We start from the raw sequence: 20,496 nt of genomic DNA, 5'->3' as shown, positions 1-20,496 counted from the left end.
CGGGTCAAGCCATTATCGGCGCTTCGTGAACGGCTGCTGCCAGCCGTCCCCAGTGTGATGGATTCGCGCGTCAGCCAAACGCGATCAACAGATCCTTCGCATCGATCTGATCGCCGGCCTTGACCAGCACTTCGGCCACTGTGCCGTCGCGCTCGGCATGCAGGGCCGTCTCCATCTTCATGGCTTCGATCGACAACAGCACGTCGCCGGCCTTGACCGCTTGGCCGGCGGCAACCGAAAGGGCGGAGACCACGCCCGGCATCGGCGCGCCGACATGCGCCTCGTTGCCGGGCTCGGCCTTGCGCCGTGCCTTGGCTGCCGAGGCGCCATGCGCCCTGTCCGGCACCCTGACGCGGCGCGGCTGGCCGTTGAGCTCGAAGAACACGGTGACCATGCCCTTCTCATCGACATCGCCGATCGCAAGGCAGCGCACCACAAGCGTCTTGCCTTTCTCGATGTCCAGGAAGATCTCGTCTTCGGACTTCATGCCGTAGAAATAGGTCGGCGTCGGCAGCACACTGACCGGCCCGTAGGTTTCCTGCGCGGCGGCGAAGTCGGTGAACACCTTCGGATACATCAGCCAGGACGCGAATTCGTACTCCGAAAGCTTGCGCTCCAGCTTCGCCTCGATCTCCTTGCGGCTGGCCTTGAGGTCGGCCGGTTTGAGCAGCGAGCCCGGCCGCACGGTGATCGGCTTGTTTTCCTTCAGCGCCTTCTTCTGCAGCTTCTCAGGCCAGCCGCCGGGCGACTGGCCGAGATCGCCGCGCAGCATCGAGACGACCGAGTCCGGGAAGGCGATGTCCTTGGCCGGGTTTTCGACGTTGGCAACGGTCAGGTCCTGGCTCACCATCATCAGCGCCATGTCGCCGACCACCTTGGATGACGGCGTCACCTTGACGATGTCACCGAACATCAGGTTGACGTCGTGATAGGCTTGGGCCACCTCGTGCCAGCGCGTTTCCAACCCGAGCGAACGCGCCTGCTCCTTGAGGTTGGTGAACTGGCCGCCCGGCATTTCGTGCAGATAGACTTCCGAGGCTGGCCCCTTGAGATCGCTTTCGAAGGCGGCATACTGGTTGCGCACCGCTTCCCAGTAGAAGGAGATGTTGCGGATCCATTGCGGATCGAGGCCGGGATCGCGCTCGGTTCCCTTCAGCGCCTCGACGATCGAGCCCAGGCAAGGCTGCGAGGTGTTGCCGGAGAAGGAATCCATCGCCGCGTCGATGGCGTCGACGCCGCTTTCCACGCCCGCCAGCACCGTCGCCGCCGACAGGCCTGACGTGTCGTGGGTGTGGAAATGGATCGGCAGGTCGGTGGCTTCGCGCAGCGCCTTGAACAGCACGCGGGCGGCGGCAGGCTTCAAAAGCCCGGCCATGTCCTTGACGGCGATGATATGGGCGCCGGCGGCCTGCAATTCCTTCGCCAGCCCGACATAATATTTGAGATCGTATTTGGCGCGCGCCGGATCGAGGATGTCGCCGGTGTAGCAGATCGCTGCTTCGACCAGCTTGCCCTCGGCGCCCACCGCGTCCATGGCGACGCGCATATTCTCGACCCAGTTCAGGCAGTCGAAGACGCGGAACAGGTCGACGCCGCCGGCCGCTGCCTGGCTGACGAAATGTTGCACGACATTGTCGGGATAGTTGGTGTAGCCGACGCCATTGGCGCCGCGCAGAAGCATCTGCAGCAAAAGGTTGGGGGCCGCTTCGCGCACTTTGCTCAACCGCTCCCACGGATCCTCGGTGAGGAAGCGCATGGCGACGTCGAAAGTGGCGCCGCCCCAGCATTCCAGCGACAGCAGCCGCGGCAGCGCGCGCGCATAGGTACCGGCAATGCCGGCAATGTCATGCGTGCGCATGCGGGTGGCGAGCAGCGACTGGTGACCGTCGCGCATCGTCGTGTCGGTGACAAGCACCTCTTTTTGCTCACGCATCCAGGCAGCGAATTTCTCCGGCCCCAACGCGTCTAGCTTCTGCTTGCTGCCATCAGGCACATTGCCGTTGAGATAGGGCACGACAGGCGCTGCCGCATCGGTCTTGGGCATCGGTCGGCCGCGGGTTTCGGGATGGCCGTTGACGCTGACGTCGGCCAGATAGTTGAGCAGCTTGGTGGCGCGGTCCTGCCGCTTCACCTGCGCGAACAGCTCCGGCGTCGTGTCGATGAACCTGGTCGTGTAGGAATTGTCGGCGAAGCGCGGGTGGTTGATGATTGCCTCGAGGAAGGTGAGGTTGGTGGCCACGCCGCGGATGCGGAACTCGCGCAGGGCCCGATTCATGCGGGCGATCGCCTCGGCCGGTGTCGGCGCCCAGGCAGTCACCTTCTCCAGCAGCGGATCGTAGAAGCGGGTGATGACCGCGCCCGAATAGGCGGTGCCGCCGTCGAGGCGGATGCCGAAACCGGCGGCTTCGCGATAAGCGGTGATGCGGCCGTAGTCCGGAATGAAACTATGCTCCGGATCCTCGGTCGTGATGCGGCACTGCAGCGCATGACCGTTCAGCCTGATGTCGGCCTGCGCCGGCACGCCCGACTCTTTCGTGCCGATGGCAAAGCCGTCCAGTATGTGGATCTGCGCCTTGACGATGTCGATGCCGGTCACCTGCTCGGTGACGGTGTGCTCGACCTGGATGCGCGGATTGACCTCGATGAAGTAGAATTTGCCGGTGTCGGCGTCCTGCAGGAATTCCACCGTACCGGCGCCGATATAGCTGGTCTCGCGCGCGATCTTGAGCGCATAGCCGCAAAGCTCCTGGCGCAATGCCTCGCTGAGATAGGGCGCCGGCGCCCGTTCGACGACCTTCTGGTTGCGGCGCTGGATCGAGCAGTCGCGCTCGAACAGATGTACAGCGTTGCCATGCGTGTCGCCGAGCACCTGGACCTCGACATGGCGGGCGCGCTCGATCAGCTTTTCGAGATAGACCTCGTCCTTGCCGAAGGCGGCCTTGGCCTCGCGCTTGCCTTCCATCACCTCGCGGGCGAGGTCGGCTTCCGCGCGGATGGCGCGCATGCCGCGCCCGCCGCCGCCCCATGATGCCTTGAGCATCACCGGATAGCCGACTGTCTTGGCGAGCTGCTTGACTGCTTCCATGTCGTCCGGCAGCGGTTCGGTTGCCGGCACCACCGGCACGCCGACCTCGATGGCCAGATTGCGCGCGGCGACCTTGTTGCCGAGCCGGCGCATCGTGTCGGGCTTCGGTCCGATGAAGGTGATGCCGGCCTCGGCGCAGGCATCTGCGAATTCAGGGCTTTCCGACAGAAGGCCATAGCCTGGATGGATGGCGTCGGCGCCGGACAGCCTGGCGACCCGGATCACTTCCTCGATCGACAGATAGCTTTCGATCGGCCCCATGTCCCTGGCCAGATGCGGCCCGCGCCCGACCTGGTAGCTTTCATCGGCCTTGAACCGATGCAGCGAATATTTGTCCTCCTCGGCCCAGATCGCCACGGTTTTGAGGCCGAGCTCGTTGGCCGCGCGAAAGACGCGGATGGCAATTTCGGACCGGTTGGCGACGAGGATCTTCGTGATGGCCAAGGAAGCAGGCTCCGGACAGGAGGGTGGGGCAGAGGCATGATTAACGCGAAAATGCTGCAGTGCAACCAAAATCGGGGAGAGGTTAAACCGATTTAAATGCGATTCTAGCACCACCGATCGAAAAGATGCGTGCGATTGGCGTCGCGAGGTGACGCTAATTGTCGTGCCCGCACAAATTCGACCCGGCTAGCGGCTTATCCAGCCACCCTCGCTGCGCCCTGTCACCAAAGAAAAATGCCCGGCGCGAGCGCCGGGCATTCCATAGAGCTGTGTCCCGAATTACGACTTCGGGAACCAGGAGATCTTGCCGTCCGGACCCTTCTTCCATTCGTACATGATGTAGCCCGGGAGCTTCGGATCGCCCTTCGCGTCATAGGCGAGATCGCCCAGAACGGTCTTGAACGGACCCTTCTCGTGCAGCGCCTTGGCCACTTCCACGGGGTCGTTCGACTTGGCCACGGCAGCGGCCTCGGCGATCACCTGCATGGCGGCGTAGGAGTAGAGAGTGTAGGCTTCCGGCTCGAAGCCCTGGGCGCGGAACTTCTCGACCAGTGCCTTGTTCTCGGGGATCAGACGCGGATCTGGACCGAAGGTGTTGAGCGTACCGATAACCGCATCGCCGGCGATCGCAGCCAACTCGTCGGTGACGATGCCGTCGCCTGACATCAGGGTAGCCTTGAGGCCCTGGTCCGCCGACTGGCGGATGATCAGGCCGGCTTCAGTGTGCAGGCCGCCCCAATAGATCAGGGTGACGCCGGCGTCCTTCATCTTGGCGATCAGCGCCGAGAAGTCCTTGTCGCCGACATTGACGCCTTCATACATGACTTCGGTCAGACCGGCTGCGTTCATCGCCTTCTTGGTCTCGTCGGCAAGGCCCTGACCATAGGGGGTCTTGTCGTGGATGACGGCAACCTTGGCGTCCTTGAAGTTGGTCGCGATATAGCCGCCGGCGATGCCGCCCTGCTGGTCATCGCGTCCGCAGGTGCGGAACACGTTCCACAGGCCGCGCTCGGTGAATTTCGGGTTGGTCGCCGCAGGCGTTACTTCGACGATGTTGTTGTCGACGTAGACTTCCTGCGAAACCGGGATCGAGACGCCCGAGTTGAAGTGGCCGATCACGAACTTCACGCCGTCGCCGACGAACTTGTTGCCGACCGAAATGCCCTGCTTCGGATCGGAGACGTCGTCGCCGACTTCGAGCTTGATCTGCTCGCCGTTCATGCCGCCTGCGGCGTTGATGTCGGCAACGGCCGCTTCCGCACCCTTCTGCAGCTGCGCACCGAAGGCCGCATTCGGACCGGTGATCGGACCTGCGACGCCGACGATAACGTCAGCCCATGCATTGCCACCGAACGCGACAAGCGCGGTCAGGGCAACGGCGGACAAAAGTGATTTCTTCATTTAAACGCTCCCATTTACGAGGTGGGCGTGGATGAAACTTTCATGCGATGCCCACCCTTATCGCAGAAAGCGTACTTTGCCGATTTTCAGGCCCTTGTCACGCCGATTCATCCCCGGAACGGCGTTAATGATGAACGTCAACCTTTCGGTTTCCAGCTTAAGATCGAAGCCCGTTCGTAAAGCCAATTATACTGCGTCACCATCTGGTTCGTACGCGTGTATTGATAGCCGACAAACCCCAATATCATGAGCACGATTGTGTCCACGACATAGTATTGCAGCGAAAACATCGTGCCGCCGAACAAGGCATGATGGATGAACCTGATGCCGATGCCGAGGCCCAGCAGATAGGCGAACAGCGCCGGCAGGCTGCGCCATGTCTGGGCGCTGGCCTTGCCGGTCATCCATGCCGCCCAGCCGCCGAGCAGACAGGTGACGAAGAAGAACTGCCAGATGGAAGGTTCCTCGTGAAGAATGCCTTGCATGATGAAGACTCCCTAGCATGATCCCGAAAAGTTGCAGACTTTTCGGACAAAGGTCATGCGACAAACAAACAAGTTGGAGCGGAATACCGTATGCATACATTCCGCTCCAAAATCAGTGATGGCCGCCTTCGAGATAGGCCGCCCGCACTTCCGGATTGGCGAGCAATTCCTTGCCTGTGCCGCTCATGGTCACGTTGCCGTTGACCATGACATAGCCGCGCGTGGCGAGCTTGAGCGCGCCGAAGGCGTTCTGCTCGACCAGGAACACAGTCAGCCCTTGCGTGCGGTTCAGCTCGCGGATGGCATCGAAGATCTGCTTGACGATCAGCGGCGCCAGACCCAGCGACGGCTCGTCGAGCAACAGCAGCTTAGGCCGCGCCATCAGCGCACGTCCGATCGACAGCATCTGCTGCTCACCGCCCGACAGCGTGCCGCCGCGCTGGGCAATGCGCTCCTTGAGGCGCGGGAACAGCGCGAACACCTTCTCGGCATCCTCGTCATAGTGCTTGAGATTGTCGAGACCGGCGCCCATCTGCAGGTTTTCCATCACCGTCATGCGCGGGAAAATGCGCCTGCCTTCCGGCGACTGCGCGATACGCATGCGGGCGATCTCGTGCGTCGGCATCTGGGTGATGTCGGTGCCGGCGAAAGTGATTGAGCCGGCACGAGCGCGCGGCGCACCGAAGATGGTCATCATCAGCGTCGACTTGCCGGCACCGTTGGCACCGATCAGCGCGACGATCTCGCCCTGGTTGACGTGGACATCGACGCCGTTCAGCGCCTTGATGTTGCCGTAGTAGGTCTCGACGCCCTTGATGTCGAGGAGCGTTGTCTCGGCCATCACTTACGCCCTCCGCGCGGCTTGCCTGTCGGGGATTTGGTGGCCGCCGGCTTGGACTTGGCCGTTAGACGCTCGGACGGTGCTCTTGGCGCGGAGTTGGCTCTTGTATCGTATTGGGTGGCTTTTGAAGCTCCCTTCGACACTGTGACCCGCTCGCCCTGGCTGTGGCCGATCGTGTCGCTTACCGGGCCGGCGAGATAGGAAGACGATGTGCCTGGTCCGTGAGCCGAATCCGGCCCGATGTCCAGCTGCTCGATGACGTCTTCATCGCCAACCTCGGTCAGCACCGTCTCGACCTCCTCGTCGTCGACGCCGAGATAGGCGGCGATGACGCGCGGGTCGGTACGCACCGATTGCGGGCTGCCGTCGGAAATCTTGCGGCCATATTCAAGCACCACGACATGGTCGGAAATCTGCATGACCACCGACATGTCATGTTCGATCAGCAGGATCGAGGTACTGCTCTTGATGTCCATCAGCAGCGAATTCAGCGCAGCCGACTCCTTCGGATTGAGACCGGCCGCAGGCTCGTCGAGGCACAGAAGTTCGGGCCCTGTGCACATGGCGCGCGCAATCTCGAGGCGCCGCTGCGCGCCATAGGGCAGGTCGCCGGCCGGATCGTCGGCGCGATCGACAAGATCGGCCTTCTCCAGCCAGTGCTTGGCAAGCTCCACCGATTCAGCCGAGGCTCTGCGGTAGCCGCCGATCCCGAACAGGCCCAGGATCGTATAGCCGGATGCCTTCATCAGCTTGTTGTGCTGCGCAACCAGCAGATTCTCCAGCAGCGTCATGCCCGAGAACAGGCGGATGTTCTGGAAGGTGCGCGCCACCTTGGCGCGCGCCGGGATCTCATGATTGGGCAGCCGTTCGAGCAGGAAGCTCGAGCCGTCGGCCCGGTTGAGCGTAATCATGCCTTCCGACGGCTTGTAGAAGCCGGTGATGCAATTGAAGACGGTGGTCTTGCCGGCGCCATTGGGTCCGATCAGAGCGGTGATCTCGCCGCGCTTGGCCTGGAACGACAGATCGCCGATGGCGATCAGGCCGCCGAACTTCATCGAAAGATGCTCGACCTGGAGGATGGCGTCTTTCATACCCGGATTGGTCTTCTGAATGGAGGTCGCGCTCATCAGCCGTGCCCTTCCTTGGTGAAGGAGGAGGAGACCGCTTTTCGTTCACTGAGGAAGGCCGTCGGTTCACGGCTGCCGACAAAGCCGCGCGGCTTCCACAGCATGACGATGACCATCGCCATGCCGAACAAAAGCATGCGGTAAAGCTCCGGCGTGAAATCTTTTCCGAAGACACTTTTCAGGAAATCGAGTTCGCGCAGTGCCTCGGTGCCGCCGATCATCACCAGCGCGGCGACCGCGATGCCGACCAGCGAGCCCATGCCGCCGAGCACCACGATGGCCAGGATGATCGCCGATTCCAGGAAGACGAAGGATTCAGGGCTGACGAAGCCTTGCCGTGCGGCGAAGAAGGCGCCGGCAAAACCGCCGAACATGGCGCCGGTGGCAAAGGCGGTGAGCTTGGTGGTGGTGGTGTTGATGCCAAGCGAGCGGCAGGCAATCTCGTCCTCGCGCAGCGCCTCCCAGGCGCGACCGACAGGCATGCGCCTGAGCCTGATGGTGACGAAGGCGGTCAGCAGCGCCAGCCCGAGAATGAGATAGTAGAGGAAGATCTTGTAGTAGGCGCTTGACTGGGCGATGTGCAGCACCTTGCCGATATAGTTCGGGTCCGTCGAATTGAACGTCATCAGGCCGAAGAAGGTGACCTTCGGGATGCCGGAGATGCCGGCCGAGCCGTTGGTGACTTCACGCCAGTTGATCAGCACCAGGCGGATGATCTCGCCGAAGGCCAGCGTCACGATCGCCAGGTAATCGCCACGAAGCCTGAGCACCGGAAAGCCGAGCATAACGCCCCAGAAGGCGGCCATGGCGCCGGCGGCGGGCAGCAGGATCCAGAACGACAGGCCGTATTGCGAACCGAGCAACGCATAGGCATAGGCACCGACCGCGTAAAAGGCGACGTAGCCGAGATCGAGCAGGCCGGCGAGGCCGACGACGATGTTCAGCCCCCAGGCCAGCATCACATAGATCAGGATCTGGATGCCGAAATTGTCGACCCACTTCAACGAGCCCTGCAGGCCGCCGGTTATCGACCACGCGTAGATCGACAGCACCACGACGACGAGGATCGGGTATAGCACCAGCGCCGCAATCCCGAGCTTGGTGAAATTGGCGTGGATGAAGGAGCGGAAATAGAAGATCACGCAAGCGAGCGCGTAAATGACGGCCAATGCGCGCAGGAACTGAAGGTAGCCGGCCAGATCGGGTCCCACCAACACCGGCAGGGCGCTGCCGAACGCAACCAGGACAACCGCCAGCACAACGGCGACGATGAAGGCCGGAAGCAGGAAGAAGCGCGACGCGACGCTCGCCGGCAACAGGCCGGTGGCGACATTGGTGATCTTCTGATTGGCCATGAACGGCTGGCCATAGGCAATGTAGAAGAAGCGGCCAAGCATGGTCAGCACGACCACGGTGATGAGCAGCAACCAGCGCTGCACCAGGATCAGCTGGTTGCTTATGTTCTGGTCGGTCTTCAGGCCGATGAAGAGAATGAACAACCCCAGCGAGATGGCGCCGGCATAGAACGCTTCGCGCAATGCACGCTGCACGGGGGAGGCGACGGTGTCGCGCTCCGAGGATACGGAAACCGCCATTGTCTCAGACCTTTTCGACTTCTGGCCGGCCCAAAATGCCGGAAGGCAGGAAGATCAGCACGATCGCCAGGATCGAGAACGCCGCGACGTCCTTGTAGTCGATCGAGAAATACGCCGACCACATGCTCTCGATGAAGCCGATCAAAAGCCCGCCAAGCACCGCGCCCGGCAGAGACCCGATGCCGCCGAGAACGGCCGCGGTGAAGGCCTTGACCCCCGGCACAAAGCCGTCGGAAAAGGCGATGACGCCGTAATACATCAGGAACAACGTGCCCGCGACGGCCGCAAGCGCTGCACCCATGATAAAGGTGATCGAGATCGTACGGTCGACATCGACACCGAGCAGCGCCGCCATCTTGCGGTCCTGCTCGCACGCCCTTTGCGCCCGGCCGAGGGAAGTCCTGTTGACCAGGTACCAGAACAGCGCCAGCAGCAGGGCGGTGACGACGACGATGATGATCTGCTTCAGCGACACGCTGATGCCGTTGATGTTGTAGACTTGGCTGACCATCGGCGGGATCGGCTTGTTGCGCGGACCTTGCGTCACCTGGATGAAGTTCGACAGCGCGATCGACATGCCGATGGCGGTGATCAGCGGCGCCAGCCGGAACGAACCGCGCAGCGGCCGGTAGGCCACCTTCTCGATCGTCCAGTTGTAGAGGCTGGTGAGCAGCATCGCCACGATCATCATGATCAGCAGCGCCAGGACGACCGGGACCGAATAGAACAAGGAGCCGAGGATGAGGAAGACAACGAGGGCGGCGAATGCCCCGACCATGAAAATGTCGCCGTGGGCGAAGTTGATCATGCCGATGATGCCGTAGACCATCGTGTAGCCGATTGCGATCAGCCCATAGATCGATCCCAGCGTCAGCCCATTGATAAGCTGCTGGACAAAGTACTGCATGTGTACATGGCTCCCCTGGAATGTCGCCCATGCAGACGCATTCCTTTTCGTATTTCCCCTAGTCGTAAAGTTTCGAGCCCGGATTGCAACGTGATTTTTCAAACGTCGAGCGTGTTTTGCCGGCACGCCTTCCGATTGCCCGTTTTTTTGCTCCCGACCCCTGGACTATCGCGGACCCTATCATTGGCATAACGCAATGTCTTTGACGATTCAGCCGGACCAGCGACCTCATTTCGAAGAAATCCCGGTCAAAATTAGGTGATGAGACGAATCTTTGCGTTGTTGGCGGGTTTCGTTTTTTAGCCACATTCCGTACTGACCAGCTGCAACATGGGTTACTTCCGACTATGGCGGTGGATGCCTCGCCCAACGCGCTAACCTTTCGCTGACTGGTTTCGCCAAGAGGTCCCGCTCTGGGTCCAAGTCTTCGTCTCGGTGGATGATCGGCAGCCTACCGTATCACTTAACCACAAAACCGTGCGCGAACGGATCGCGGTCGTCGATGAATATGGTGTTCAGGCCGGTCATCCGCGCCCAGCCGCCGATCGAGGGAATGATGGCCGGCTTGCCGGCAACAGTGACGTCCTTCTCGACCTTGCCCTTGAACAGCGAGCCGATGATCGATTCGTGGACAAAACTGTCGCCGGCCTTGAGCTTGCCCTTGGCATGGAGCTGCGCCATGCGCGCCGAGGTGCCGGTGCCGCAAGGTGAGCGGTCGATCGCCTTGTCGCCATAGAAGACGGCGTTGCGCGCATCCGCGCCCGCCACTGTCGGCTCGCCCGTCCACAGCATGTGGGACAGCCGGTTGATGCCGGGGTTTTCCGGATGCACGAACGAGTACTTCTCGTTGAGCCGCTGCCGCACCACAGGGCTCCAGGCGATGAAATCGCCGGCGGAATAATCAGCCATGTCGCGAAAATTCGCCTGCGGCTCGACGATTGCGTAGAAATTGCCGCCATAGGCGACATCGACAGTGATCTCGCCAAGCTGTGGGCAGTCGACCGTCAGTCCCTCGGCATAAAGGAAGGACGGTACATTGGTGATGCGCACCTCCTCGACATAGTCGCCGACTTGCTTGTATTCGGCGATGACCAGCCCGGCCGGTGTGTCGAGCCGGAGCACGCCGGGTGTCTTCGGCTTGATCAGCCCATGTTCGATGGCCATCGTCACCGTGCCGATCGTGCCGTGGCCGCACATCGGCAGGCAGCCCGACGTCTCGATGAACAGGATGGCTATGTCGCAATCCTCGCGCGTCGGCGGATAGAGGATCGAGCCCGACATGACATCGTGGCCGCGCGGCTCGAACATCAGCCCGGTGCGGATCCAGTCATACTCCGCCAGGAAATGCGCCCGCCGCTCCATCATCGTCGGCCCCTGAAGCAAAGGGCCGCCGCCGGCGACCAGCCGCACCGGATTGCCGCAGGTATGGCCGTCGATGCAAAAGAAGGATTTTTTGGCCATGATTTCCTCGGACTCAAAACCGTTGCGGGCTGAAGGGGGCAAGATCGATCGGCGAAGTTTGCCCGAGAACAAGATCGCGGATCAAGCGGCCGCTGGCCGCCGCCTGGGTCAGGCCGAGATGGCCATGGCCAAAGGCGTAGACGACGTTGGACGCGGTGCGCGCCGTGCCGATGACGGGCAACGAATCCGGCAGCGACGGGCGACACCCCATCCACTCGCGGCCACCTGACGCGTCCAGCCCCGGAAGGAATTGTCTGGCTTTTTCCAGCATGGCCTTCGAACGCGCAAAATTCGGCGGCCGGTCGAGACCGCCCAACTCGACGGCGCCGCCGACGCGCAAGCCCGTCTCGAGTGGCGTGATGACGAAGCCATGGCCGGAAAAGATCAGCATCCGCTGCACGTCGAAAGCGGTCTTCGGCAGTGTCGTGTTGTAGCCGCGCTCGGTTTCGAGCGGGATGGTGTCGCCAAGCGCCTTCGTCAGCAGATGCGACCATGCCCCGGCGGCCACGACAAGATGTCTTGCCTGCCTGGTCGTGCCGTCGGTCAGCGCCAGCGTCGCGCCATCAGGATTGGCGGCGACGCGCTCTATGCGCGCCTTTTCGAAACGCGCGCCCAACCCTTCGGCATAGGCCCACACCCCCTTGCCGAGCAGTTTCGGATCGGCGACGGTCTTCCAGCCCGGCACGAAGGTGCCCTTGATGAAGCGCGGCGACAGTCCCGGCTGCAGCCGCGCCAGTTCGTCGCGTTCGACATGGCGAAAGCCGATGCCGAAGCGCTCGCGCGCCGCCCAGCCCGGCAGCCCGGCCTGAAATTCGGCCTCGCTTTCATAAAGCTCCAGCGAGCCGTCCTCGCGCAGCATCAGCCGCGTGCCGGAACGGTCGAGCAGGCCCATCCATTCAGCCTCGGCGAGCTTCATCATGCCTGCCTGAGCAGCAAGGCTCGCCTCATATTTTTCTGGTGCGCCAGCGCGCCAGAAGCGCAACAGCCAAGGCAACAGCTTCGGCAAGTAGGCCGGCGGGATGCTGAGTGGCCCGAGCGGATCGGCAAGCCATTTCGGCAAGTGCCGCATCATGCCCTTATGCGCCAGCGGCAGCACGTCGGAGAAGGCGAAGGCGGCGGCATTGCCGGAGCTCGTCTCCTCGCAGATGCCGGTGCGGTCGAAGACCGTGACGCTGCGCCCGGCCTCGGCCAGCATGGCCGCCGCGCAGATGCCGACGATGCCGCCACCGACAATGGCGATATCTACCCCTTCTCCCCGTTCACGGGGGTGAGGAGTGGTCCGCGAAGCGGTGGAAAAGCCGACTGCTTGGCTTTCCGAACGACGAACGCCCGGAGCGCCAGCGAAGGGCTGCGGGGCCCTAAGGGCGGATGAGGGGCGGCGGCCCTCCTCTGTGTCCCTGGAATTTCCTTGCACGTCGGCGCTGCCCCTCATCTGGCTGCCGCCATCTTCTCCCCGTGCACGTGCACGGGGAGAAGAAAGCCTTCAGAACTGCGGCAGCTTCGGCCGTACCGCCAGCGCGTCCTTGACGATCTTCTCGACCGCTTTGCGGCGCTCGCCCGACAGCGGCTGGCGCGGCATGCGCACGCGGTCATTTGTGTCGATCGCGAGCACTTCGGCAAGCTTGATGTTTTGGACCAGATAGGTCGAGACATCGAGATCGAGCAGCGGCCGGAACCAGCGATAGATCGAAAGCGCCTCCTCGCGGCGGCCCTGCTTCATCAACTGGTAGATGGCGACGGTCTCGCGCGGGAAGGCGACGACCAGACCCGCCACCCAGCCGATGGCGCCCACCGACAGCGCCTCGAAGGCGAGATTGTCGACGCCGGTGAACAGATCGTAGCGGTCGCCGAAGCGGTTGATGATCTCTGTCGAGCGGCGGATGTCGTCGGAGGACTCCTTGATGGCGACGAAGCGCTTGTCGGCGGCCAGTTCTTCCATCTGGCCGACGGTGACGTCGACGCGGTAGGCGAGGCGGTTGGAGTAGATCATCACCGGCAGGTCGCCGGCCTGAGCGACGGCGCGCAAGGCGGCGACCGTCTCTTCCGGGTTGGTGTGATAGATCGGGCTCGGCACCACCATCAGCCCGTTGGCGCCTTCCCGGCTCGCGCGCTTTGCGATGCTCGCCGCCTCCCGGGTGCCTGCCTCGTTGACCGTCAGCAGAACCGGCTTGCTGCCGGCAACTTTCTGGGCAGTCTTCAGCACCTCGATCTTCTCGTCATGCGACAGCATCGGCCCTTCGCCGAGCGAACCGCAGACGATGATACCGTCGCAGCCTGCCTCCATCTGCAACGCAAAGCAGCGCTCCATTTCGGCATGGTCGAGGCGGCCGTCTTCGGTGAATTTGGTCGTGACGGCGGGGAAAACTCCGGTCCACATGATCGTCTCTCCATCTGATATATCAGGCGTATATCTGTTGGAAAACCGGCTGTCAATGCGGAATCCGTTGTGATATATGGAAGATATATCAGGAGCCCACCTTTGATATTCAGTGAGACAGCATACCCCGAGCCGGCCGCCGCCAAGGCCTACCATGTACTCGAGCATATGATCGTGACGCTGGAACTGGCGCCGGCGAGCTTCGTGACGGAAGGCGCGCTGATCGAAAAGCTGGCGCTAGGACGCACGCCGGTGCGCGAAGCGATCCAGCGCCTCGCCTGGGAAGGACTGCTGGATGTCAGGCCACGCGCCGGCATCGCCATTGCCCCGCTGCATCCCGGCGACTGGCTGCGCGTGCTGGATGCCAGGCGCGGTGTCGAGGTGGTGCTGGCGCGCTCGGCCGCCCGCTTCGTCACCCGTGAGGCCGCCGACCTGTTTCATGAGGCAGCCCTTGCCATGCAGAAGGCCGTCATCTCGGGCAATGTGCTGGCCTTCATCCAGGCCGACAAGGCGCTCGACGAGGCCTTGGCGATGGCCGCCGACAACCCGTTTGCGGCCCGTCTGGCCGCGCCCCTGCAGACCCACAGCCGCCGCTTCTGGTTCCGCTACAAGGCCGACACAGGACTGGCCGAATCGGCCGAACACCACGTCGCGCTAATCCGCTCGATCCTGGCCGGTGACGAAGAGGCTGCCGCCAAGGACGCCAAACGCCTTATGGCACTGCTGCGCGGCCATGCCGAAGTGGCCGCCACACGCTGAACTCCGTCTCTGCTCCAGACTTCCGACCGGTCTTTATCAGGTGCCCGGCAAGACTGCTGCCATAGCCGCCCCGTCCCAGCCTTCGCCAGCCGTGATGATGCAGCTTTGGCCGCGTGTGTCGGTGGCCAGGATGGTCCAGGTGCCCTGGTCGGAGACGAAGATCTCAAGCACCACATTCGGGTTCACCAGGCCACGTGCGGCTTGGCTTTCGTGGAACTTCTCGCCGAGCGCCTTGACCAGGTCGGTCCGCGCCGCGCATTGATCGGCTTTGGCCTGGGCGATGCCGGACATCGCGAACACCGCAAAGAACATCGCCGCCACAAGACGTCGTGTCATCTGACACCTCCTTGCGCCAGACGAGAACCCCGGCTGCAACCGGCGCTATTTTGATGGCCTGCACCACGGCAGGAATGCAATTTAAGGCAGATGACAGGCTCTTGGTTCCATCGCTTTAACGTGATGGCCAATGTCGGTTTCGTACAAAGAAAGGCCCAGGACGTTGAACCCAGGCCTTCTTGCCGATCTTCGAAATCGTCCGGTCAGTTCATCGTCGGGATGACGAACTCGGCACCGTCCTTGACGCCGGAGGGCCAGCGCGAGGTCACCGTCTTGGTCTTGGTGTAGAAGCGGAACGCGTCCGGGCCGTGCTGGTTGAGGTCGCCGAAGGACGACGCCTTCCAGCCGCCGAACGTGTAGTAAGCGATCGGAACCGGGATCGGCACGTTGATGCCGACCATGCCGACCTGGACGCGCGAAGCAAAATCACGAGCAGCATCACCGTCACGGGTGAAGATGGCGACGCCATTGCCCATCTCATGATCGTTGGCGAGCTTGATGGCGCTCTCATAGGTCGGCGCACGCACCACCGACAGCACCGGGCCAAAAATCTCTTCCTTGTAGATGCGCATGTCGGCGGTCACATTGTCGAACAGGCAGCCGCCCATATAGTAGCCATCCTCGTAGCCCTGCATGGAGAAGCCGCGGCCATCGACGACCAGCTTGGCGCCTTCCTTGACGCCGGTGTCGACATAACCCTTGACGCGTTCCAATGCCTGCGCCGTGATCAGCGGGCCGAAATCGGCGGACGAATCCGTCGACGGGCCGACTTTGAGGCTTTCGACACGCGGGATCAGCTTTTCCATCAGCCGGTTAGCGGTGTCGTTGCCGACGGGAACGGCAACCGAGATCGCCATGCAGCGCTCGCCGGCCGAGCCGTAGCCCGCGCCGATCAGCGCATCGACGGTCTGGTCCATGTCGGCGTCGGGCATGATGACCATGTGGTTCTTGGCGCCGCCAAAGCACTGCACGCGTTTTCCCGCCGCCGTGCCGCGCGAATAGATGTAATGCGCGATCGGCGTCGAGCCGACAAAGCCGATAGCCTTGATATCAGGATCGTCGAGGATGGCGTCGACGACGTCCTTGTCGCCATTGACGACGTTGAGGACGCCAGCCGGCAGGCCAGCCTCGAGGAACAGTTCGGCGATGCGCATCGGCACGCCAGGGTCACGCTCGGAAGGCTTCAGGATAAAGGCGTTGCCGCAGGCCAGCGCCGGGGCAATCTTCCACAGCGGGATCATGGCCGGGAAATTGAACGGGGTGATGCCGGCAACGACGCCAAGCGGCTGGCGCATCGAATAGACATCGATGCCGGGGCCGGCGCCGTCGGTGAACTCGCCCTTCATCATGTGCGGCGCACCGATGCAGACTTCGACGACTTCGAGGCCGCGCTGGATGTCGCCCTTGGCGTCGGCGATGGTCTTGCCGTGCTCGCGCGCCAGGAGATCGGCCAGTTCGTCATAGTCGCGGGCAACCAGTTCCAGAAACTTCATCAGCACGCGCACACGCCGCTGCGGGTTGGTCGCAGCCCATTTGATCTGTGCTTCCTTGGCATTCAGGACAGCCGCACGCAGTTCCGCCGGCGAAGCCAGCGCCACCGTGCCGCGCACCGAGCCGTCCATGGGCTGCATGACGTCCTGCTTGCGCCCGCTGGTCCCGGCGACATGCTTGCCGCCGATGAAATGACCGTATTCGATCATGGTTTCTCTCCCTGAGTTTGTGATGAAGCATTCAACGCCTTTGCAGGCGCGAAGGCAACGCGAGGGGAAACGCAACCGTTGTGCAAGAAATAGACAACGGAGGACGAGTGTGCATTAATTGCCGCAAATTACAGATTGCTGAAGGCCCGAAGGTTGCGCTCCGTCACACCCCCCTCTGTCCTGCCGGACATCTCCCCCGCAAGGGGGGAGATCAGATGTGGCCGCCGCCTTCGCAAATCTTCAACGCAGCAAAAGAGACGCAGGTGGCGGAGCTGCCAATCTCCCTCCTTGCGGGGGAGATGGCCGGCAGGCCAGAGGGGGGTGGGCGGGAACGCCGCGTTCGCCGCTAGCCCGGACCACCCCCATGAACTGGGATGACGTCCGCATCTTCCTCGCCGTGGCCCGCGCCGGGCAGATCCTTGGCGCCGCCAAGCGGCTGGAACTCAATCACGCCACCGTCTCGCGCCGCATCGCAGCGCTTGAGGATGCGTTACGCACAAAACTGTTTCGCCGGCTTACCACCGGCAGCGAGCTGACGCCGGCCGGCCAGCGCTTTCTCGACATTGCCGAGCGTATGGAAGCCGACATGATCGCCGCGCGCTCCGCCGTGTCGGGCGAAGGCGACGATATCTCCGGCACCGTGCGCATCGGCGCGCCCGACGGGTTTGGCGTTGCATTCCTCGCCACGCGTCTTGGCGCGCTGACCGCGCTGCACCGCGAACTCACCATCCAGCTGGTGCCGGTGCCGCGTTCCTTCTCGCTGTCGCGGCGCGAGGCCGACATCGCCATCACCGTCGAGCGGCCGACCGAAGGCAGGCTGGTGGCGGGAAAGCTGGTCGACTACACCCTCGGCCTGTTTGCCTCGCGCGACTATGCGCAGGCGCACGGCTTGCCACAAACGTCAGCCCAACTCGGCGAGCATACGCTGATCGGCTACGTCCCGGACCTGATCGTCAGCCCTTCGCTCGACTATGCGGCGGAGTTCAGCCCGGACTGGCGCACCAGCTTCGCCATCTCCTCAGCGCTGGGCCAGGCCGAAGCGGTGCGGTCGGGCGCTGGCATCGGCATCTTGCACACCTTTGTCGCCCGCTCGATGCCGGAGCTGATCCCCGTCGACATCGTGACGCCGATCCGCCGCGCCTACTGGCTGGTCTATCATGAATCGGTCCGGCCACTGCGCCGCGTGCAGATCGTCGCCAACTTCATCACCAAGGCAGTCGAGAGAGAGCGCGGGCTGTTTGTCTGATGGCCGCGCCGCCTTGCCCTCGCCACAAAATCGGCCAGTGTGGCAACAAGCGCGATGTCGCCTATCATTAAGGATTGGCTGCGCGGGGTGGGACACTTTTTTGCAAAGCTGGTGCGGATCAAAATGCGAGCGGTGCTCGCCATCTTGCCGCTTGTCGCGCTTTCCGCCTGCGCCAATCCATGGACCGAAGTTCCGGAAGCCGAACTGCCCAAGCCGGTCCGCATCGCAATGGCCCGCCCGTCGCCTTTCGTCTTCGGCAATTATTGCGGTCCCGGCACCCGCACCGGCGACCTCTCGGCTCGCCCTGTCAATCGCCTCGACAGCGCCTGCCAAATCCATGACGCCTGCTACATCGCGCGCCATAATCATTGCGACTGCGACGGCGCGCTCGTCGCCTCGGCAAAGGCGATCCGTGATGACAAGACAGCGCCGAAAAAGGAGCGCGGCGAGGCCGAGCTTTTGATCGCCACTTTCGCACTTCCCGTCTGCAAGGTCTTTCCGCAAGGCTTTATGCCGCCGCGCGACCCGGCTGAGCTGAAGACGATGAACGGGGCCACGGGATGAACCGCGCCATCTGCCTGGCTCTGGCCGGGCTGGGGCTGGCGGCCCTTGCCGCTTGCGCCGCCCCGATCCGGCACAGCTGCGATTTCTTCCCCGATGCGAAGGATTGCGGCCGGCCGTCGGTATCGGCCGGCACGCCCGGACCGCAGACTGCAGCAGCAGCGTTTTTCGGCGATGCCGGTGCCAGCGACTATGAAAGGCAGTTTCTGGCGCTGCTCGCCCACAACCAGATCGGCGCCATCGACAGGGCGAACGGCACCGGTCCGTTCGGCCATGACCGCCACGCCATCGCCAACCGCGATTTCCAGGCCACCTACCGGACGCTGGAACAGCTGGCGAAGCCGGTTAGCGCCGAACAGATGCCGGCAGGTAGGGGCACCGGCGAAGGCCATTTCAACGGCCGTTGGCGCGTGTCGCGGCAGACGCTCTATGTCAACGCCGCCGCGCGGCCCTCCGCGCCAAAGACGTTCAGCTTTTCCGGCCTGCAGGCGCGCTCGATCGAGATCGTGATGCGCCAGGCGGGAAAGCGGCCGGTTGAGATATCGGGCGCCTGCGACGGGGCGCTGGCGATTCGCGCCGGCGGTGGCTCGCGCAGCGTGGCGAGCGGTGCCGCCTTCCGCCTCCGCCTGTCGGCCGGGCAAACCGCCAGCCTGTTCCCCAGCGATGGTTTGAACCGCTGCAGCCTCAAGCTCAGCTCCAGTCTGGCGCCGGCAGGCGCCCCGCTCACCATCCTGCGCGAAGAGGTTGCCTATCCGGCGATAGCCGCGCTCGACAGCCGCTACGAGCGTTGTCCAGTGCCCGATCCATCCGGCCTGGATGAACTCGCCCGCGTCTTCTATGCCGGCCGCTGGCTGTCGCAGACTTGTTCGCTGCCGCTCGGGTCACCGCGCCTGTTACGCAAGTCGCGCGACGGTTTCAATGCCAAGGTCGAAGCGCTGCTCGGCGCGCCTTTACCCGACAGCGCCTTCGACAAGGCCGACCCCGAACTGCCGCTCGATTTCTCGCGCGCGCCGAAACTCAAGCTGGTCTATCTGTCGTCGCTGGAGTTCAAGGCCGATTTTTCCGGCCGCGTCATCGAGCGGCTGATCCGCCATCACGCAGGCCTCGGCACCAAAGTGCGCATCATGGTCACAGACGTGCTGGAGCGCGACAAGGACGACGCGCTGCTGCACCGGCTGGCGGCCGATTATCCCAATGTCGAGTTGCAGGAATATCGTTGGCGGGCCGACCACGGCGCGCCGGTCGACGAGCAGCTGTCACAGCTGCACAAGACCCATCACGTCAAGATGCTGGCGACACTTGCCGAGGATCCCGCCCGCTCGCGCGTCATCATCGGCGGCCGCAACATTCATGACGGCTTCCTGTTCCACAGGCCGATCGACCTGTCGCGCTATCCGAACCTCGAGCAATACGGCAAGACCGACGGCCTCTCGCTCAACTACTATTCGAACTGGAGCGATTTCGACATCGAGTTTGCCGACCCGGCCACGGTCGAGACGCTGGCCGCGCATCTCTCGACATTGTGGCTGCGCGACGCCGACACCAACATCGCAAGACCCTTCTCCATTCCGGTGCGCTCCGACAGCCGGCGCCCGCCGGGCACGGTGCGCCATTTCATTTCCGTGCCCTACGAGGACAACCATGCGCTAGAGACCTATTTCGTCGAGCTGATCGACACTGCCCGGCACCATATCGAGATCGTCAATCCCTACCTTAATCTGACGCCGAAGCTCAGCCTGGCCATCGAGCGGGCGCTGGCGCGCGGCGTCAGGATCGACATTGTCGGCCGCATCGACCTCAAGGGCGATATTGGCGGCAAGCTGCTGACCGCGCTCAACAAGCTGTTCGTCGAGAGATATGGCGACCGCATCAACATCCGCGAATTCAAGGCGCCCGATGTCGTGCTGCACTCCAAGATCATGATGATCGACGAAAGGCTGGTGACGATCTCGTCGGTCAATCTCAACAACCGCAGTTTCTTCCACGATCTGGAGAACGGCATGACGGTGCTCGACCCTGCCTTCTACGCCAGGATGCAGCCGGTCTATGACGACTATGTCGCCCATTCGAACCCGGTATCGACCAAGGTGACGATACCGTGGGCCTACCGATGGCTGTTCTCGAAGGGTTGGGTGAAGGAGGCGTTTTGAGGGGCTGGCGAGGCTGAAGGA

Annotated in this window: 15 protein-coding genes and 1 pseudogene; 4 read left to right on the top strand and 12 right to left on the bottom strand. The window is 62.9% G+C overall.

Annotation, left to right across the window (positions count from 1 at the left end; all coding sequences use genetic code 11):
* Window positions 1-70 precede the first annotated feature (70 nt).
* From pyc to X751_RS148575, 10 genes and pseudogenes are all read right to left on the bottom strand, one after another.
* Window positions 71-3,529 carry a pyruvate carboxylase gene (gene pyc, locus X751_RS148530; RefSeq protein ID WP_023744964.1) on the bottom strand — a complete coding sequence of 1,153 codons (3,459 nt, stop codon included), beginning with the start codon at window positions 3,527-3,529 and terminating at the stop codon, window positions 71-73.
* A 279-nt stretch (window positions 3,530-3,808) separates the two neighbouring features.
* Window positions 3,809-4,930 (bottom strand): branched-chain amino acid ABC transporter substrate-binding protein, encoded by a 1,122-nt coding sequence (locus tag X751_RS148535; protein ID WP_023668720.1) that lies wholly within the window; start codon window positions 4,928-4,930, stop codon window positions 3,809-3,811.
* A gap of 137 nt (window positions 4,931-5,067) precedes the next feature.
* Complete coding sequence (locus X751_RS148540) at window positions 5,068-5,415, bottom strand: DUF6867 family protein (protein ID WP_023668719.1); 348 nt, start codon at window positions 5,413-5,415, stop codon at window positions 5,068-5,070.
* A gap of 112 nt (window positions 5,416-5,527) precedes the next feature.
* Window positions 5,528-6,256, bottom strand: coding sequence for an ABC transporter ATP-binding protein (locus X751_RS148545; RefSeq protein WP_023668718.1), 729 nt, complete (start codon window positions 6,254-6,256; stop codon window positions 5,528-5,530).
* Window positions 6,257-6,375: 119 nt separating this feature from the next.
* A pseudogene (locus X751_RS148550) lies at window positions 6,376-7,383 on the bottom strand (ABC transporter ATP-binding protein); the annotation flags it as partial.
* On the bottom strand, window positions 7,383-8,978 hold the full coding sequence (gene livM, locus X751_RS148555) for a high-affinity branched-chain amino acid ABC transporter permease LivM (protein WP_023668716.1): 1,596 nt from the start codon (window positions 8,976-8,978) through the stop codon (window positions 7,383-7,385). The gene livM and the pseudogene X751_RS148550, both read right to left, overlap by 1 nt.
* Window positions 8,979-8,982: 4 nt before the next feature.
* Window positions 8,983-9,885 carry a branched-chain amino acid ABC transporter permease gene (locus X751_RS148560; protein WP_023668715.1) on the bottom strand — a complete coding sequence of 301 codons (903 nt, stop codon included), beginning with the start codon at window positions 9,883-9,885 and terminating at the stop codon, window positions 8,983-8,985.
* A gap of 459 nt (window positions 9,886-10,344) precedes the next feature.
* Window positions 10,345-11,346, bottom strand: coding sequence for a 4-hydroxyproline epimerase (locus X751_RS148565; RefSeq protein WP_023744963.1), 1,002 nt, complete (start codon window positions 11,344-11,346; stop codon window positions 10,345-10,347).
* 13 nt (window positions 11,347-11,359) lie between these two features.
* Window positions 11,360-12,778 carry an FAD-binding oxidoreductase gene (locus X751_RS148570; RefSeq protein ID WP_280806711.1) on the bottom strand — a complete coding sequence of 473 codons (1,419 nt, stop codon included), beginning with the start codon at window positions 12,776-12,778 and terminating at the stop codon, window positions 11,360-11,362.
* A gap of 51 nt (window positions 12,779-12,829) precedes the next feature.
* Window positions 12,830-13,723 (bottom strand): dihydrodipicolinate synthase family protein, encoded by an 894-nt coding sequence (locus X751_RS148575; protein ID WP_023744961.1) that lies wholly within the window; start codon window positions 13,721-13,723, stop codon window positions 12,830-12,832.
* Between the two features lie 105 nt (window positions 13,724-13,828).
* Between X751_RS148575 and X751_RS148580 the strand changes: the two genes are divergently transcribed.
* On the top strand, window positions 13,829-14,482 hold the full coding sequence (locus X751_RS148580; RefSeq protein WP_155922498.1) for a GntR family transcriptional regulator: 654 nt from the start codon (window positions 13,829-13,831) through the stop codon (window positions 14,480-14,482).
* A gap of 36 nt (window positions 14,483-14,518) precedes the next feature.
* Here X751_RS148580 and X751_RS148585 read toward each other — a convergent pair whose 3' ends face one another.
* Together X751_RS148585 and X751_RS148590 are read right to left on the bottom strand one after the other, a co-directional pair.
* The gene (locus X751_RS148585; RefSeq protein WP_023728657.1) at window positions 14,519-14,818 is read right to left on the bottom strand and encodes a hypothetical protein; all 300 of its coding nucleotides are present in this window, start codon (window positions 14,816-14,818) and stop codon (window positions 14,519-14,521) included.
* Window positions 14,819-15,021: 203 nt separating this feature from the next.
* Window positions 15,022-16,518 carry a CoA-acylating methylmalonate-semialdehyde dehydrogenase gene (locus X751_RS148590; RefSeq protein WP_023728658.1) on the bottom strand — a complete coding sequence of 499 codons (1,497 nt, stop codon included), beginning with the start codon at window positions 16,516-16,518 and terminating at the stop codon, window positions 15,022-15,024.
* Between the two features lie 364 nt (window positions 16,519-16,882).
* Here X751_RS148590 and X751_RS148595 point away from each other — a divergent pair, with 364 nt between their 5' ends.
* The 3 genes from X751_RS148595 (at window position 16,883) to X751_RS148605 (ending at window position 20,475) form a co-directional block, all read left to right on the top strand.
* The gene (locus X751_RS148595; RefSeq protein WP_023744959.1) at window positions 16,883-17,764 is read left to right on the top strand and encodes a LysR family transcriptional regulator; all 882 of its coding nucleotides are present in this window, start codon (window positions 16,883-16,885) and stop codon (window positions 17,762-17,764) included.
* Between the two features lie 123 nt (window positions 17,765-17,887).
* Window positions 17,888-18,328 carry a hypothetical protein gene (locus tag X751_RS148600; protein ID WP_023737897.1) on the top strand — a complete coding sequence of 147 codons (441 nt, stop codon included), beginning with the start codon at window positions 17,888-17,890 and terminating at the stop codon, window positions 18,326-18,328.
* The gene (locus X751_RS148605) at window positions 18,325-20,475 is read left to right on the top strand and encodes a phosphatidylserine/phosphatidylglycerophosphate/cardiolipin synthase family protein (protein ID WP_023744958.1); all 2,151 of its coding nucleotides are present in this window, start codon (window positions 18,325-18,327) and stop codon (window positions 20,473-20,475) included. The genes X751_RS148600 and X751_RS148605 overlap by 4 nt, the downstream gene beginning before the upstream one ends.
* Window positions 20,476-20,496 lie beyond the last annotated feature (21 nt).

Origin of the sequence: Mesorhizobium sp. LNJC394B00, assembly GCF_000502555.1 — a bacterium.
In the GTDB taxonomy this organism is placed as follows: Bacteria; Pseudomonadota; Alphaproteobacteria; order Rhizobiales; family Rhizobiaceae; genus Mesorhizobium.
Note: the sequence above shows the minus strand (reverse complement) of the source record. Positions and strands in the feature narration are given on the sequence as shown.